General features: G+C 60.9%; 13 protein-coding genes. 10 read left to right on the top strand and 3 right to left on the bottom strand.

The genetic code is table 11. The features are described 5' to 3' along the window. Window positions 1-76: 76 nt before the first annotated feature. Window positions 77-1,132, bottom strand: coding sequence for a biotin synthase BioB (bioB, locus tag KVQ82_RS03470; RefSeq protein WP_086793534.1), 1,056 nt, complete (start codon window positions 1,130-1,132; stop codon window positions 77-79). Between the two features lie 91 nt (window positions 1,133-1,223). Here bioB and KVQ82_RS03465 point away from each other — a divergent pair, with 91 nt between their 5' ends. From KVQ82_RS03465 to rarD, 5 genes are all read left to right on the top strand, one after another. Continuing rightward, window positions 1,224-1,958 (top strand): ComF family protein, encoded by a 735-nt coding sequence (locus KVQ82_RS03465; protein ID WP_222018039.1) that lies wholly within the window; start codon window positions 1,224-1,226, stop codon window positions 1,956-1,958. Between the two features lie 101 nt (window positions 1,959-2,059). Further along, window positions 2,060-2,824, top strand: a complete 765-nt coding sequence (locus KVQ82_RS03460; RefSeq protein WP_222018037.1) for a TOBE domain-containing protein — start codon at window positions 2,060-2,062, stop codon at window positions 2,822-2,824. Between the two features lie 70 nt (window positions 2,825-2,894). After that, window positions 2,895-4,796, top strand: a complete 1,902-nt coding sequence (locus KVQ82_RS03455) for a PhoX family phosphatase (RefSeq protein WP_222018036.1) — start codon at window positions 2,895-2,897, stop codon at window positions 4,794-4,796. Window positions 4,797-4,979: 183 nt separating this feature from the next. After that, a complete protein-coding gene (locus KVQ82_RS03450; RefSeq protein ID WP_222018034.1) occupies window positions 4,980-5,954 on the top strand; it encodes a serine/threonine protein kinase in 975 nt (324 codons plus the stop codon). Between the two features lie 160 nt (window positions 5,955-6,114). Next, window positions 6,115-7,002 (top strand): EamA family transporter RarD, encoded by an 888-nt coding sequence (gene rarD / locus KVQ82_RS03445; RefSeq protein WP_222018031.1) that lies wholly within the window; start codon window positions 6,115-6,117, stop codon window positions 7,000-7,002. Window positions 7,003-7,225: 223 nt separating this feature from the next. Here the strand turns inward: rarD and KVQ82_RS03440 are convergent, their stop codons facing one another. Continuing rightward, window positions 7,226-7,744: a glycine cleavage system protein R gene (locus tag KVQ82_RS03440; RefSeq protein ID WP_222018029.1), complete on the bottom strand. Its 519-nt coding sequence runs from the start codon at window positions 7,742-7,744 to the stop codon at window positions 7,226-7,228. 636 nt (window positions 7,745-8,380) lie between these two features. Here KVQ82_RS03440 and KVQ82_RS03435 point away from each other — a divergent pair. Next, entirely contained in the window at window positions 8,381-10,558 is a 2,178-nt protein-coding gene (locus tag KVQ82_RS03435) for a malate synthase G (protein ID WP_222018027.1), read from the top strand. A gap of 243 nt (window positions 10,559-10,801) precedes the next feature. Here KVQ82_RS03435 and KVQ82_RS03430 read toward each other — a convergent pair whose 3' ends face one another. Beyond that, a complete protein-coding gene (locus KVQ82_RS03430) occupies window positions 10,802-11,248 on the bottom strand; it encodes a response regulator (RefSeq protein ID WP_041069952.1) in 447 nt (148 codons plus the stop codon). Between the two features lie 259 nt (window positions 11,249-11,507). Here KVQ82_RS03430 and KVQ82_RS03425 point away from each other — a divergent pair, with 259 nt between their 5' ends. From KVQ82_RS03425 to KVQ82_RS03410, 4 genes are all read left to right on the top strand, one after another. Then, complete coding sequence (locus KVQ82_RS03425; protein WP_313902818.1) at window positions 11,508-13,442, top strand: putative nucleotidyltransferase substrate binding domain-containing protein; 1,935 nt, start codon at window positions 11,508-11,510, stop codon at window positions 13,440-13,442. Further along, entirely contained in the window at window positions 13,439-14,146 is a 708-nt protein-coding gene (locus KVQ82_RS03420) for a PolC-type DNA polymerase III (RefSeq protein WP_222018024.1), read from the top strand. The genes KVQ82_RS03425 and KVQ82_RS03420 overlap by 4 nt, the downstream gene beginning before the upstream one ends. Window positions 14,147-14,361: 215 nt before the next feature. After that, window positions 14,362-14,880: an RNA polymerase sigma factor gene (locus KVQ82_RS03415; RefSeq protein WP_222018023.1), complete on the top strand. Its 519-nt coding sequence runs from the start codon at window positions 14,362-14,364 to the stop codon at window positions 14,878-14,880. Next, window positions 14,877-15,848: a FecR domain-containing protein gene (locus KVQ82_RS03410; protein WP_222018022.1), complete on the top strand. Its 972-nt coding sequence runs from the start codon at window positions 14,877-14,879 to the stop codon at window positions 15,846-15,848. The genes KVQ82_RS03415 and KVQ82_RS03410 overlap by 4 nt, the downstream gene beginning before the upstream one ends. Window positions 15,849-15,967: the final 119 nt, after the last annotated feature.

Genomic DNA, 15,967 nt, shown 5'->3' with positions numbered 1-15,967 from the left:
CAACATAGATGTCGACAGCCACTCCGCTATCGCTGGCAAGCCAGCTCCCACAGTGTTTTGCATCGCATCAAAAAACTTAGATGGCAGCGTTATAGAACTGCTCGCTGCTCTTCTGCTCCACCAGCGCCTGCTCGATCGCGGCCTGATGCACCTCATCGGCATGCTCTTCACGGGCTTCTGGCTGAATACCCAGACGCGCGAACAGTTGCATGTCCTTGTCGGCCTGCGGGTTGGCAGTGGTCAGCAGTTTGTCGCCGTAAAAAATCGAGTTGGCACCGGCAAAGAATGCCAACGCCTGCATCTGCTCGTTCATCGCTTCGCGGCCGGCGGACAGGCGCACGTGGGATTGCGGCATGAGGATGCGCGCCACGGCAAGCATGCGGATGAAATCGAACGGATCGACGTCGTCGGCGTTTTCCAGCGGCGTGCCGGCGACTTTCACCAGCATGTTGATCGGCACTGACTCCGGATGCTCCGGCAGGTTGGCCAGCTGGATCAGCAGGTTGGCGCGGTCGTCCAGCGACTCGCCCATGCCGAGGATGCCGCCGGAGCAGATCTTCATCCCCGACTCACGCACGTAGGCCAGGGTCTGCAGGCGCTCGCTGTAAGTACGGGTGGTGATGATGCTGCCGTAGAACTCCGGCGAGGTGTCGAGGTTGTGGTTGTAGTAATCCAGGCCAGCCTTGGCCAGCGCTTCGGTCTGTTCTTGATCGAGACGACCGAGAGTCATGCAGGTTTCCAGACCCATGGCTTTCACGCCTTCGACCATCTTCAGCACATACGGCATGTCTTTGGCCGACGGGTGCTTCCACGCCGCCCCCATGCAGAAACGCGTGGAGCCGATGGCTTTGGCGCGGGCAGCCTCCTCGAGGACTTTCTGCACTTCCATCAGCTTTTCTTTTTCCAGGCCGGTGTTGTAGTGACCGGACTGCGGGCAGTACTTGCAGTCTTCCGGGCAAGCACCGGTCTTGATCGACAGCAGGGTCGAAACCTGCACGCGGTTGGCGTTGAAATGTGCGCGGTGCACCGTCTGCGCCTGGAACAGCAAGTCGTTGAATGGCTGTACGAAGAGCGCTTTGACTTCGGCTAAAGACCAGTCGTGACGCAGGGTGGCAGAGGTGCTGGCGCTCATGGGCAGTTCCTTGGTTATGCTTGGCTGGCGGCTGCGGGAACGGAATACCCACAGGCGCGACACGGATGTTCGGCATATTTAAGGAAGAGTCATGCGCTGTCAACCACGATACGCACAACAGGTTTACATCTGTTTAAAAAACGTACAGACCTGCTTGCTGTGCGATGAGCCCGCAGAAGCAGAATTGCCAATGTGCGTCGCCTGTGAAACCGAGCTGCCGTGGCTCGGCGACCAGTGCCAGACGTGCGCGTTGCCGATGCCGGCTGTCGGTCTGACCTGCAGCGAGTGCCTGCTAGAGCCGCCGGCGTTCGAACAGGTGGTCGTGCCGTGGCGCTATGACTTCCCGGTGGACAGTCTGATTACACGCTTTAAACACAAGGCGAAATGGCCGTTTGGTCACCTGCTCGCCGACGTTGCCGGACAATACCTGCAACATCGCTTCGATGAGGGATTGCCACGACCCGACGCGTTGGTGCCGGTGCCATTGGCCAGCAAACGACTGCGCCAACGCGGGTTCAATCAAGCGGCGATGCTCGGGCGATGGTTGAGCCAACAGCTGGATCTGCCTTTTGAGGAACAGGCGCTACGGCGGGTCCACGACACCAGCGCCCAGCAGGATCTCGACGCCAAGGCGCGCAAGCGCAATTTGCGTCATGCCTTCGCGCTGAACCCTGACACCGATGTGAAAGGTCGGCACTTCGCATTGATCGATGACGTGCTGACCACCGGCGCCACGGCCCAGGCATTGGCGCGACTGCTAAAAAATGCAGGCGCAGCGCGGGTTGACGTGTATTGCCTGGCGCGCACCCCAAAACCAGGGAATTGAAGTCAGCACAATCCCCTTGTGGGAGGACAGTGTGTGGCTTGACTCTTGTGGCTCAAGCCGCCAACTTCACTTTCCACCGCCATCGTGAAAAGCCCCCCTCCATGTCCATGCCGTCTCTGTTATCCCAGCACATCGTCCGCCGTCCGCAGCGCATCGCCCTGCTGCAACACATTGCCGAACAGGGCTCGATCACCCGCGCCGCAAAAAGCGCCGGGCTGAGTTACAAGGCCGCTTGGGATGCGATCGATGAGTTGAACAACCTGGCGCAGAAGCCACTGGTGGAACGTGCGGTCGGCGGCAAGGGCGGCGGTGGCGCCAGATTGTCCAGCGAAGGCGAGCGGGTGTTGCGTCTGTATCAAAAGCTGCAAGCTTTACAGGCACAGGTGCTGGAGGCCGCTGAGGACGCCAGCGATCTGGATCTGCTTGGGCGATTGATGCTCAGAACCAGCGCGCGCAATCAACTGCACGGAAAAGTCGTGGCCATCGAAGGTCAGGGTCGCAATGACCTGATCCGCCTCGAACTGGCCGAAGGCCTGTGGATCAACGCGCAGATTACCCACGACAGCACCGTGCATCTGGAACTGCAACCGGGCACTGAAGTGGTGGCATTGATCAAGGCCGGCTGGCTTGAACTGCTGGCGGCGGACCAAGCTGCAACATCTGGACACAATCTACTAAGCGGCACCCTCGAAGCCATTCTCGATGCCGAGGACGGCCCCAGCGAAGTGCGCATCGCTTTGCCCAACGGCCAGACGCTCTGCGCTCTGGCTGAGCCGCTGCAGCTTCGCACCCGCGGGCTGAGTGTCGGGCAACCGGTGCAGGTGCAGTTCTCGCCGTCCAATGTGCTGATCGGCACGCCGCTGTAATCAGGCGCTGCAACGAAAGCGTAATCGACGCTCATTAAGGTGGCTGCCAAAACCAAGCAGGGAGCCTGATGTGAGCCTATTAGAAGAAAACCAATCGACAGACCTGGAAAAAATGGTCGGCCTCAGCCGTCGCGGTTTCATCAGCGCCGGTGCGCTGTGCGGCGCCGCCATGTTCCTCGGCGGTAACCTGCTCAGCCGCAGCGCGCTGGCCACCGGCATCAGCGCCGGCAACAGCCGCTTGCTGGGTTTCGAGAGCATTCCCGCCGCCACCACCGACGTCATCAGCCTGCCCAAGGGCTACAAGTCCTCGGTGCTGATCAGTTGGGGTCAGCCATTGCACAAGAACGGCCCGGCGTTCGACCCGAGCGGCAATGGCACCGCCGCCGCACAGGAAGTGCAGTTCGGTGACAACAACGACGGCATGAGCCTGTTCGAATTCCCCGACGACAGAAACCGCGCGTTGATGGCGATCAACAACGAATACACCAACTACCGCTACCTCTACCCGCACGGCGGCATGCCGCAATCGGCCGAAGACGTGCGCAAGGCGCTGGCCTGCGAAGGTGTGTCGGTGATCGAAGTGCAGCGCAAGAACGGCCAATGGCAGTTCGTCCAGGGCTCGCGCTACAACCGGCGCATCCACGGCAACTCGCCGTTGCGCATCAGTGGCCCGGCGGCGGGTCACGAGCTGATGAAGACGGCCGCCGACAAGCACGGCAAGAGAGTCCTCGGCACCTTCCAGAACTGCGCCAACGGCAAGACACCGTGGGGCACCTATCTGACCTGCGAAGAAAACTTCACCGACTGCTTTGGCAGCAGCAACGCCCAGCAGCAGTTCGATCCGGCGCAGAAGCGTTACGGCGTGTCGGCGGCCAGCCGCGAGATCAACTGGCATCCGTTCGATCCACGCTTCGACATGGCCAAGAACCCCAACGAGCTCAACCGTCACGGCTGGGTGGTCGAGATCGATCCGTTCGATCCGCAATCGACCCCGGTCAAACGTACCGCGCTGGGTCGCTTCAAACATGAAAACGCCGCACTGGCCGAGACCGACGACGGCCGCGCCGTGGTGTACATGGGCGACGACGAACGGGGCGAGTTCATCTACAAATTCGTCAGCCGCGACCGCATCAACCACCGCAACGCCAAGGCCAACCGCAACATCCTCGACCACGGCACTTTGTACGTGGCGAAATTCGATGCCGGTGACGGCAACCCGGATCACCCGAAAGGCCAGGGCCAGTGGATCGAACTGACCCATGGCAAGAACGGCATCGACGCCAGCAGCGGTTTCGCCGATCAGGCCGAAGTGCTGATCCACGCCCGTCTCGCCGCCAGCGTGGTCGGCGCCACGCGCATGGACCGCCCGGAATGGATCGTCGTCAGCCCGAAGGACGGCCAGGTCTATTGCACCCTGACCAACAACGCCAAACGCGGCGAAGACGGGCAGCCGGTGGGCGGGCCGAACCCACGCGCGAAAAACGTCTACGGGCAGATCCTGCGCTGGCGCACCGACCGCGACGATCACGCCTCGAAGACCTTCGCCTGGGATCTGTTTGTGGTCGCCGGCAATCCAGGCGTCCATGCCGGTACGCCGAAGGGCGGCTCGTCGAACATCACCTCGCAGAACATGTTCAACAGCCCCGACGGGCTGGGCTTCGACAAGGCCGGGCGCTTGTGGATTCTGACGGACGGCGACTCAAGCAATGCCGGCGACTTTGCCGGGATGGGCAACAACCAGATGCTCTGTGCCGACCCCAAGACCGGCGAGATTCGCCGCTTCATGGTCGGGCCGATTGGTTGCGAAGTCACCGGGATCAGCTTCTCGCCGGACCAGAAGACCCTGTTTGTCGGGATTCAGCACCCGGGCGAGAACGGTGGTTCGACCTTCCCCGAGCATCTGCCGAATGGCAAGCCGCGTTCATCGGTGATGGCGATTACCCGTGAGGATGGCGGGATCGTCGGCGCCTGACAGGCCCTAATCGCTGGCAAGCCAGCTCCCACAGGTTCTGCGCTGATTTGAAAATAGTGCAAGACTTTGTGGGAGCTGGCTTGCCAGCGATAGCGTCCTCCCAGACACCAACCCACTCCCCCGCTGCCATCTGCGCTACCATGCTGGGCCGGACGCGGCAGCCTGCTGCGCGCAGGAGTCAGCATGGCCCACCCGTTTGAAACCCTTACACCCGATCTCGTGCTCGATGCCGTCGAAAGCATCGGTTTCCTCAGCGATGCGCGCATTCTCGCGCTCAACAGCTACGAAAACCGCGTCTATCAGGTCGGCATCGAAGACTCCGAACCGCTGATCGCCAAGTTCTACCGTCCGCAACGCTGGACCAACGAAGCCATCCTCGAAGAACACCAGTTCACCTTCGAACTGGCCGACGTCGAAATCCCGGTGGTGGCGCCGCTGATCCACAACGGCCAGACCCTGCACGAACACGCCGGTTTCCGTTTCACCCTGTTTCCGCGTCGCGGCGGCCGTGCGCCGGAGCCGGGCAATCTCGATCAGTTGTATCGCCTCGGCCAGTTGCTCGGGCGCATTCATGCAGTCGGCGCCACCAAGCCGTTCGAACACCGTGAAGCACTCGGCGTGCAGAACTTCGGCCATGCCTCGCTGGCAATATTGCTTGAAGGCAACTTCATCCCCAAGAGCCTCCTGCCAGCCTACGAGTCTGTGGCCCGCGACTTGCTCAAGCGTGTCGAAGACGTCTACGCCGCCACGCCGCACCAGAACATCCGCATGCACGGCGACTGCCACCCCGGCAACATGATGTGCCGCGATGAAATGTTCCACATCGTCGACCTCGACGACTGCCGCATGGGCCCGGCTGTGCAGGACATCTGGATGATGCTGGCGGGCGATCGTCAGGAATGCCTCGGCCAGCTTTCGGAACTGATGGATGGCTACAACGAATTCCACGACTTCGATCCGCGCGAACTGGCGCTGATCGAACCGCTGCGCGCCCTGCGGCTGATGCACTACAGCGCGTGGCTGGCGCGGCGCTGGGACGACCCGGCGTTTCCGCACAGCTTTCCTTGGTTCGGCACCGAACGGTATTGGGGCGATCAGGTGTTGGCGCTGCGTGAGCAACTGTCGGCGCTCAACGAAGAACCTTTGAAATTGTTCTGAATTCAAGATCAAAAGATCGCAGCCTTCGGCAGCTCCTACATGGATCGCATTCCCCTGCAGGAGCTGCCGAAGGCTGCGATCTTTTCGCTTTCTGACACGACACTTCTATACAACCTCCTTACAATCCCTCCTTTGTTAGCTGCCTAAGCAAGGATTCTGCATGCAAGCCGCCAACCCGCGTCGCGGGTACATTCTGGGCCTGAGTGCCTACATCATCTGGGGCCTGTTCCCGATCTACTTCAAGGCTATCGCCGAAGTCCCCGCTGTCGAGATCATCATTCACCGCGTGTTGTGGTCGGCGCTGTTCGGCGCACTGTTGCTGATGGTGTGGAAGCATCCGGGCTGGTTGCGTGAATTGCTCGACAACCCCAAACGCCTGGCGATTCTGGCCCTGAGCGGTACCTTGATCGCGGCCAACTGGCTGACCTACGTGTGGTCGGTGAACAACGGACGCATGCTCGAAGCGAGTCTCGGTTACTACATCAACCCGCTGGTCAACGTGCTGTTGGGGATGTTGATTCTCGGCGAACGCCTGCGGCGCATGCAGTGGATCGCTGTGGGGCTGGCGGCCATCGGCGTGGCGCAGCAAGTGTGGCAGGTCGGCAGTCTGCCGTGGGTGTCGCTGGTGCTGGCGCTGACCTTTGGTTTTTACGGTTTGATCCGCAAACAGGCGCCGGTCAAAGCCTTGCCGGGGCTGGTCGTGGAAACCTGGATGCTGGTGCCGATCGCCATTGTCTGGTTGTTGTTCAACCAGACCGCGACCAGCGCACAACCCGAATTCTGGACCACCTCGCAAGCCTGGTGGCTGGTAGCCGCCGGCCCGGTGACGCTGGTGCCGCTGGTGTGCTTCAACGCTGCCACGCGCCACTTGCCTTACACCACCATCGGCTTCCTGCAATACCTGGCACCAACCCTGGTGCTGCTGCAGGCAGTGCTGCTGTTCGGCGAACATTTGTCGTCGAGCACCCTGATCGCGTTCATCTTTATCTGGGCCGGTCTGGCCGTTTACAGCGTCGATGCGGTGATCAGTTTGCGTCGGCGCAGCTGATCAAAAAACGCACAAAGCTTTGCAGGCCACGATTCTCGTGGCCTGCAACGTTCCTTCCCAAGGTTATCCACAGCGTGATCCCCGCCGTTTGTGCGCAAGTCACTGAATGCTGGCGGTTTTTTGATCAGTTCCCGGCAAGCCACAGCCTGCGTGGCGTTGCGCCCGGTCTCTACAGGTTATCCACAGGCAGGTGCACGTTAAAACTGGATAACCCTGGCGGCGCTTAAACGTCTGTGCGTAACACCAGTTCGACCATCAGATCATCGGCCAGGGTTTCCAGGCGCGATTGCAGCACGTCCAGCGACAGGGTCAGCGGCACCGCGAGAATTGCTTCGGCGTGGAATAACGGCTCGCTGCTCATGGGCGCCGGGCGCACTTCGGTCACCAGCCGCTCGAGGTTCACCCCCTGCTCGCTGAGCAAACGGGTGATGTCGCGCACGATGCCCGGACGGTCGTTGCCCACCAGCTCCATGGCGATCGGTTTCCAGGTACAGGACTGCTCGATGCCGCTCTCGGCAATCAGCACACGAATGCCCTGCGCCGACAGTGCTTGTAGGGAATCGACTAATTCGTCGTAAGCCTCCGCCGGCACGGCCACCCGCAGAATCCCCGCGAACTGCCCGGCCATCCGTGACATGCGGCTTTCCAGCCAGTTACCGCCATGCTCGGCGATGCATTGGGCGATGCGCTCGACCTGCCCGGGCTTGTCCGGGGCAAACACAGTGAGTACGAGATGGTCCATGGCGCAGCCCTCTTGTCATGACTTTTGTTATAGAAAGGCAAGTATAGGCAAGGGTTTGATTCAGCCCAGGCAGCAGACCCGTGTCCTGGTTTTGGATGCAACCTGTGGCGAGGGGATTTATCCCCGATCGGTTGCGCAGCAGCCGTAAACCCTGTCAGCTCGGTCTACCTGTCAGCGCGCAGGGGGCGTCTTCGCCACCCATCGGGGATAAATCCCCTCACTACAGCAGTGTGCACCGCAGGGGGATGCCATAGCAGGCAGAAAGCATTTATGTGTACAACTTTTTATATTTAACTGGAACAATCTGCTGGTTTTTTGAGAACATCCCGTTCCGCGACGTGACCGCAATGCGGCATGAGGTCGCAGAACGACGTAATTAGTCTGATTTTCACAAGCGCAACTCATCATGTAGTATGCCGCAGCGCGCACTACATAACGCTGGATCGATGTCTGCCCAAGGCACGTTCGCAATCCTGAAAGCCCCGTCAGCAAGGCCCCCAAGCCGTTGATTGGTCCCAGCCCAGCCGCCAGCAATGGCATGTACTGGTCGGAAGGTTTGTGGTTTAAATGGCCAGAGGCTTCATTGTTAAATTGAAGAGCTGAAAAGCGAAATAGCTGAGCAGAGTGAGGCAAGCAATGACTGAACACGTTCAAGTCGGTGGCCTGCAGGTCGCCAAAGTCCTGTTCGACTTCGTGAACAACGAAGCCATTCCCGGTACCGGCCTCACCGCCGAAAAATTCTGGGAAGGTGCCGACAAGGTCATTCATGACCTGGCGCCGAAGAACAAAGCCCTACTCGCCAAACGCGATGACTTCCAGGCTCGTCTTGATGCCTGGCATCAGGAACACGCCGGCCAGGCGCACGACGCCGTGGCCTATAAAGCCTTCCTGCAAGAAATCGGTTATCTGCTGCCAGAAGCGGCTGATTTCCAGGCAACGACGCAAAACGTCGATGATGAAATCGCCCGCACCGCCGGCCCGCAACTCGTGGTGCCGGTGATGAACGCCCGCTTCGCCCTCAATGCCTCGAACGCCCGCTGGGGTTCGCTGTACGATGCCCTGTATGGCACCGACGCGATCAGCGAAGACGGTGGCGCGGAAAAAGGCAAAGGCTACAACAAGGTGCGTGGCGACAAGGTCATCGCCTTCGCCCGTGCGTTCCTCGACGAAGCGGCGCCACTGGCTGCCGGCTCCCACGTCGACTCCACCGGTTACAAGATCGCTGACGGCAAACTGCTGGTCTCCCTCAAGGGCGGCAGCAACACCGGTCTGCGCGACGATGCTCAGCTGATCGGTTTCCAGGGCGATGCCAATGCCCCGATCGCGATCCTGCTGAAAAACCACGGCCTGCATTTCGAAATCCAGATCGACGCCAGCACCCCGGTCGGCCAGACCGATGCCGCTGGCGTCAAAGACATCCTGATGGAAGCGGCACTGACCACCATCATGGACTGCGAAGACTCCGTAGCTGCTGTCGATGCCGACGACAAAGTGGTGATCTATCGCAACTGGCTCGGCCTGATGAAGGGCGACCTGTCCGAAGAAGTCGCCAAGGGCGGCCAGACCTTCACCCGCACCATGAACCCGGATCGCACCTACACCAAGGTCGATGGCAGTGAACTGACCCTGCACGGTCGCTCGCTGTTGTTCGTGCGTAACGTCGGTCACCTGATGACCATCGATGCGATCCTCGATAAGGATGGCAACGAAGTGCCGGAAGGCATCCTCGACGGTCTGGTGACCTGTCTGGCGGCGATGCACAACCTCAACGGCAACACCTCGCGCAAGAACACCCGCACCGGCTCGGTCTACATCGTTAAACCGAAGATGCACGGCCCGGAAGAAGCGGCGTTCACCAACGAGTTGTTCGGTCGAATCGAAGACGTGCTGGGCCTTGCCCGCAACACCTTGAAAGTCGGGATCATGGACGAGGAGCGCCGCACCACGGTCAACCTCAAGGCCTGCATCAAGGCTGCCAGCGAGCGCGTGGTGTTCATCAACACCGGCTTCCTCGATCGCACCGGTGACGAAATCCACACCTCCATGGAAGCCGGCCCGATGGTGCGCAAGGCCGACATGAAGGCCGAAAAGTGGATCGGCGCCTACGAGAACTGGAACGTCGATATCGGTCTGAGCACCGGCCTGCAAGGTCGTGCGCAAATCGGTAAAGGCATGTGGGCGATGCCCGACCTGATGGCAGCGATGCTCGAACAGAAAATCGCTCACCCGCTGGCCGGCGCCAACACCGCCTGGGTACCGTCGCCGACCGCTGCTGCGCTGCACGCGCTGCATTATCACAAGGTCGACGTGTTCGCCCGTCAGGCCGAACTGGCCAAGCGTGCCCGCGCTTCGGTGGACGACATCCTGACCATTCCGCTGGCGGTCAACCCGAGCTGGACCCCGGAGCAGATCAAGAACGAACTGGACAACAACGCCCAGGGCATTCTCGGTTACGTGGTGCGCTGGATCGACCAGGGCGTGGGTTGCTCGAAAGTGCCGGACATCAACGACGTCGGCCTGATGGAAGACCGTGCGACGCTGCGGATCTCCAGCCAGCACATCGCCAACTGGCTGCGCCACGGTATCGTCACCGAGGCGCAAGTGATGGAAAGCCTCAAGCGCATGGCGCCGGTGGTTGACCGGCAGAATGCCAACGACCCGCTGTACCGTCCGCTGGCACCGAACTTCGACAGCAATATCGCCTTCCAGGCGGCGGTCGAACTGGTGATCGAAGGCACCAAACAGCCGAACGGCTACACCGAGCCGGTGCTGCACCGTCGTCGTCGCGAGTTCAAGAAGGCCAATGGCCTGTAACTTGCGCTGACTGCCGGACATGAAAAAGCCCTGATCTTGCGATCAGGGCTTTTTTGTTTGGGCTGAAACCCCAAGCAGGCAGTAATCCCTGTGGCGAGGGAGCTTGCTCCCGCTCGGCGGCGCAGCCGTCGTAAATTCAGCGAATGCGATGTGTCAGGATTAATGTGGATGCAGGGTTTGGGGCCGCTTCGCAGCCCAGCGGGAGCAAGCTCCCTCGCCACAAGGGTAGCGGCTAAACACGATTTACGGTTCGATGCCCAATTCGTGTTTGACCAGGCCCAGCAACTTGGCCGTATCAATCGGCTTGAGCAGAAAATCCACCACGCTCAGATGCATCGCGGCAATCGCGTCTTTTACATCGGCATCGCCGGAAACAATGATGATCGGCATCGCTGCCCGCACCGATTCGCGTACCTGGCGGATCAAGTCCAGACCATCGACGTTGCCCATGCGCAGATCCGTGATCACCAGACCAATCGAGGGTTTTTCCGCGAGCATCTTCAGCGCGGTTTCACCGCTGGCGGCGGTCATGCAGTGAATACCGTCCAACGCGAGAATCTCCGACAACAGCTCCCGGGCGTCCTTGTCGTCATCGACGATCAGCACACGCTGCGGCGGCAAGTCGGGTTCGAGCATGACAGCGCTGAGCGCTTCACGCTCGGCGTCGCTCAAAATATCGTGGTCGGACATGGCACTCTCTACGTTTTCAATTCAGTCACCTGGCACAGTCGTCAGACATCGCTAAGCACAGCTTCAATGTGCACTTCGTCGGATTTTTTTCCAAGAGGCTGACGCGAGAATTTCCGACTGTTTTTGTAGGGTTCTTCCCAAATGTGCCGAACGGCAACCCCAACCTAGACTTACGTCCAATGGGCACCCTGCACGCAGGGGCCGACCATGGCTGCAACGATCCGACAACAACAATTCAAAAAAGACTGCGGTAATGGTTATGAGTAAAGCGGACGCCTTCACCCAGGCAGGGAAGACCGCGGTGTTGCAGAACATTCAGGGCACCCTGCAATTCCTCCAGCGCTTCCCGCCTTTCAATCAGATGGAACACGCCCACCTGGCTTTTCTGGTGGAGCAGTGTCAGCTGCGCTTCTATGGCCAGGGCGAAAGCATCATCAAACCTGCCGACGGGCCGGTCGAATATTTCTACATCGTCAAACAAGGCCGCGTGATCGGCGAGCGTCAGCACATCACCCGGCCCGGCACCGAAACCACCTTCGAGATCACCACCGGCGAATGCTTCCCGTTGGCCGCACTGATTGGCGAACGGGCCACCCGTACCGAACACCTGGCTGGCGAAGACACCTTCTGCCTGCAGCTGAACAAACCGGCGTTCATCAAACTGTTCGCCCTGTCCAACAGCTTCCGCGATTTCGCTTTGCGCGGGGTCAGCAGCCTGCTCGATCAGGTCAACCAGCAAGTCCAGCAGAAAGCCGTGGAAACCCTCGGAACCCAGTATTCGCTGAACACCCGCCTCGGCGAATTGGCGATGCGCCATCCGGTGACCTGCAGCCCCGACACGCCACTGCGCGAAGCAGTGAAGCTGATGCACGAGCAACAAGTCGGCAGCATCGTCGCAGTGGATGAACACAAGGCGCCGCTGGGGATCTTCACCCTGCGCGATCTGCGCGAAGTGGTCGCCAATGGCAGCGGTGATTTCAGCGAAGCCATCGAGCGCCACATGACCTGCTCGCCGTTCTTTCTGTCGCCGGATCACAGCGCCTTCGACGCGGCGATCGCCATGACCGAACGGCACATCGCCCACGTCTGTCTGGTCAAGGATCAGCGCTTGTGTGGCGTGGTCTCCGAGCGCGATCTGTTCTCCCTGCAACGGGTCGATCTGGTGCATCTGGCCCGGACCATCCGCAGTGCCCAGCGCATCGAGCAACTGGTGAGTCTGCGCGGCGAGATCGGCCAACTGGTCGAACGCATGTTGGCTCACGGTGCGTCTTCGACGCAGATCACTCACATCATCACCCTGCTCAACGACCACACCGTGTGCCGGGTGATCGAACTGACCCTCGCCGAAAAAGGTGACCCCGGCGTGCCGTTCAGTTGGTTGTGTTTCGGCAGTGAGGGCCGGCGCGAACAGACGCTGCACACCGATCAGGACAACGGCATTCTCTTCGAAGCGAGGGACGCGGCGCAGGCGGCGGAGATTCGCGGCAAGCTGCTGCCGATCGCCCAGCAGATCAACCAGAGTCTGGCGCAGTGCGGCTTCAGCCTGTGCAAGGGCAACATCATGGCCGGCAACCCCGAGCTGTGCCTGTCCCGGGCAGAATGGGCGCGACGCTTTGCAGCGTTCATTCGCGAGGCGACGCCGGAGAACCTGCTCGGTTCGAGTATCTATTTCGACCTGCGGGTGGTCTGGGGTGACGAGAAAGGCTGTGCGCAACTGCGCCGCGGGATTCTCGACCAGGTCGGCGACAACCGTTTGTTCCAGCGCATGATGGCCGAGAACGCCCTGCGCAATCGCCCGCCCGTGGGGCGTTTCCGCGAGTTTGTGCTGGCGCGCAAAAACGGCGAGAAAGCCACCCTAGATCTCAAGGTCCAGGGCCTGACGCCCTTCGTCGATGGCGCGCGCCTGTTGGCGCTGGCGCATGGCATCGAAACCAACAACACCCTCGAACGCTTGCGTCAGCTGGTCGAAAAACAAGTCATCGAACGGCTCGACGGCGCAGCTTATGAAGAGGCTTATCACTTCATCCAACAGACGCGCATGCAGCAGCATCAGATCCAGACCCGTGAAAATCTGCCCTGGTCCAACCGCGTCGACCCGGACAGCCTCAATCATCTGGACCGGCGCATCCTGCGTGAATCGCTGCGCCAGGCGCAGCGCCTGCAAAGCAGCCTGGCCTTGCGGTATCAGTTATGAGCCTGTTTTCGTGGCTGCGGCCGGCCAGCCCACTGCTGTCGGCAGACCTGCAACAGCGCCTGGCAAAACTGCCGACCATTGGCGAACTGAAAGAATGCAGCCTGCGCGAGCAGCGCTGGGTGGTGCTCGATCTGGAAACCACCGGGCTGAACCTGAACAAGGATCGCGTGTTGTCGATCGGTGCAGTGGTCATCGAGGACGGCGCAATCGACTTCAGCCAGCAGTTCGAACGCACCCTGCAATGCCGCGAGCTGAAGCTCAGCCCCAGTGTGTTGATTCATGGCCTGGGGCCGAACGCGGCTGCCGCCGGCAGCGACCCGGCCGAAGCGCTGCTGGAACTCATGGAGTTTATCGGCGACAGCCCGGTGCTGGCGTTTCATGCGCCCTTCGATCAGCACATGCTCGGACGCGCACTGAAGGAACACCTGGGCTACAAGCTGCAGAACGTGTTTCTGGATGTCGCGGACATGGCGCCGCTGTTGTGCCCGCAGGCGAATATTCGCGAGGCCGGGCTGGATGAATGGATCGACTGGTTCAAACTTGAGGTGTTCGAGCGGCACAACGCGAGCGCCGATGCGCTGGCCACAGCGGAGCTGGCGTTGATCCTGTTCTGCCGGGCGCGGCAGCAGCAGATTCATAGTCCATTGAATCTGCAGCAGCGCTTGAGTCAATGGAAACGCCGTCAGCAGGCACCCTCCTTCTAGATTTTCGGCCGAACCACATCCCCTGTAGGAGCTGCCGCAGGCTGCGATCTGTTGATCTTGTTGTTAAAGCAAGATCAACAGATCGCAGCCTGCGGCAGCTCCTACAGGGCTCACCGTTAACTTCACCCGACCAGTGGCCAATTGCTAACCATTCCCACCTCTGCGAGAATCGCGAACAATTCTCGTTGGTTAACATTTCCCAATCGGTGCGTCTGGTGTCGTCAGTCCCAAGCCCTCACAGTGAAATCGTCGGTGCGTTGTATCGCGACCATCGCGGTTGGCTACTGAGCTGGCTGCGGCGCAATGTAGCTTGCCCGCAACGGGCCGAAGACCTGAGCCAAGACACCTTCGTGCGCCTGCTCGGTCGCGATCAACTGCTGACCCCGCGCGAACCCCGGGCGTTTCTGGTGGCGATCGCCAAGGGCCTGTTGTTCGACTACTTCCGTCGCGCCGCGCTGGAACAGGCCTATCTCGCCGAATTGATGCTGATCCCCGAAGGCGAACAACCTTCGGTGGAGGAACAGCAGTTGATCCTGGAAGACCTCAAGGCCATCGACCGTCTGCTCGGCAAACTGTCGACCAAGGCCCGCGCCGCTTTCCTTTATAACCGCCTCGACGGCCTCGGCCACGCCGAAATCGCCGCGAAGCTCGGCGTCTCGGCGCCCCGCGTGCGGCAATACCTCGCGCAAGGCATTCGCCAGTGCTACATCGCCCTCTACGGTGAGCCGACATGAATCCGGCCAGCTCCAAACCGGTCTCGGCCCAGGTGCTGGACGCGGCGATTGCCTGGCAATTGTCGCTGGATTCCGGCAGTCCGCTGGAGCGCGAGGAGTTCGCCAAATGGCATGCGGCCCATGAAGAACACGCCCGCGCCTGGCGCCAACTGGGCATGCTCGATCAGCGCTTCAACGTCGCCAACGGCCCGGCCCGCGCTGCGTTACTGCAATCGCGCGAAGGCATTCGGCGGCGCGTGCGCAAGCTCGGCAGCGGATTGGCCAGCGTGGTGGCGGTGATCGGTCTGGCGCTGTTTGCCGGTGATCGGTATTTGCCGCTGGATTACTGGCTTGCCGATCAACGCACCGCCACCGGCGAACAGCGCACGGTACGCCTGGCCGATGGCACCGTGCTCAATCTCAACACCCACAGCGCGGTGGATGTGCGCTTCGATGCCAGGCAGCGGCTGATCGTATTGCAGGAAGGCGAGATCATGGTCGAGACCGGTCACGGTGATGCGCGGCCGTTCATCGTCGAAACCCGCGAAGGCAGCATGCGCGCATTGGGGACACGGTTTCTGGTCAAGCGTGAAGACCAAGGCACGCGTCTGAGCGTCTTGCAATCGGCGGTGGCGGCGCATCCGCAAAGTCATCCTGACGAGCAGATCCTGCGCGAAGGCCAGCAGGTGTTGATCCGCAATGACGGCCTCGACGCGGTCGCCGCGCTCACGCCCGGCGCCGACGCCTGGACCCGCGGCATGCTGGTGGTGGATAACGCGCGGCTCGAAGATCTGGTGCATGAACTGGGTCGTTATCGCCGAGGGCATCTGGGCGTGGCGCCGGAAGTCGCTGACCTGCGCATCACCGGCAGTTTCCCGCTGCACGACACCGACAAGGCCTTGAGCGCCCTGCTGCCGACCCTGCCGGTGCAGATCGAGCAGCACACGCCGTATTGGGTCACGGTGGCCAAAGCAGATACAAAACCCTGATTTATCTGGTGCCCGAGCGGCCGCCATCGCTGGCAAGCCAGCTCCCACAGAGATCGATGGTGAATACCAATTCTGTGAGCTGCGCTGAACCTGTGGGAGCTGGCTTGCCAGCGATGAGG

The organism is Pseudomonas sp. AO-1 (genome assembly GCF_019775695.1).
GTDB lineage: Bacteria > Pseudomonadota > Gammaproteobacteria > Pseudomonadales > Pseudomonadaceae > Aquipseudomonas > Aquipseudomonas parakoreensis.
The sequence above is the reverse complement of the archived record's forward strand: the minus strand, read 5'-3'. Positions and strand labels throughout refer to the sequence as shown.

Bases quoted from the DNA above. Each gene is read 5' to 3' on its own strand.
- KVQ82_RS03420 (WP_222018024.1), top strand. From the start codon at position 13,439: ATGAGCCTGTTTTCGTGGCTGCGGCCGGCCAGCCCACTGCTGTCGGCA.
- KVQ82_RS03425 (WP_313902818.1), top strand. From the start codon at position 11,508: ATGAGTAAAGCGGACGCCTTCACCCAGGCAGGGAAGACCGCGGTGTTG.
- bioB (WP_086793534.1), bottom strand. From the start codon at position 1,132: ATGAGCGCCAGCACCTCTGCCACCCTGCGTCACGACTGGTCTTTAGCC.
- KVQ82_RS03430 (WP_041069952.1), bottom strand. From the start codon at position 11,248: ATGTCCGACCACGATATTTTGAGCGACGCCGAGCGTGAAGCGCTCAGC.
- KVQ82_RS03450 (WP_222018034.1), top strand. From the start codon at position 4,980: ATGGCCCACCCGTTTGAAACCCTTACACCCGATCTCGTGCTCGATGCC.
- rarD (WP_222018031.1), top strand. From the start codon at position 6,115: ATGCAAGCCGCCAACCCGCGTCGCGGGTACATTCTGGGCCTGAGTGCC.
- KVQ82_RS03460 (WP_222018037.1), top strand. From the start codon at position 2,060: ATGTCCATGCCGTCTCTGTTATCCCAGCACATCGTCCGCCGTCCGCAG.
- KVQ82_RS03465 (WP_222018039.1), top strand. From the start codon at position 1,224: ATGCGCTGTCAACCACGATACGCACAACAGGTTTACATCTGTTTAAAA.
- KVQ82_RS03410 (WP_222018022.1), top strand. From the start codon at position 14,877: ATGAATCCGGCCAGCTCCAAACCGGTCTCGGCCCAGGTGCTGGACGCG.
- KVQ82_RS03440 (WP_222018029.1), bottom strand. From the start codon at position 7,744: ATGGACCATCTCGTACTCACTGTGTTTGCCCCGGACAAGCCCGGGCAG.
- KVQ82_RS03435 (WP_222018027.1), top strand. From the start codon at position 8,381: ATGACTGAACACGTTCAAGTCGGTGGCCTGCAGGTCGCCAAAGTCCTG.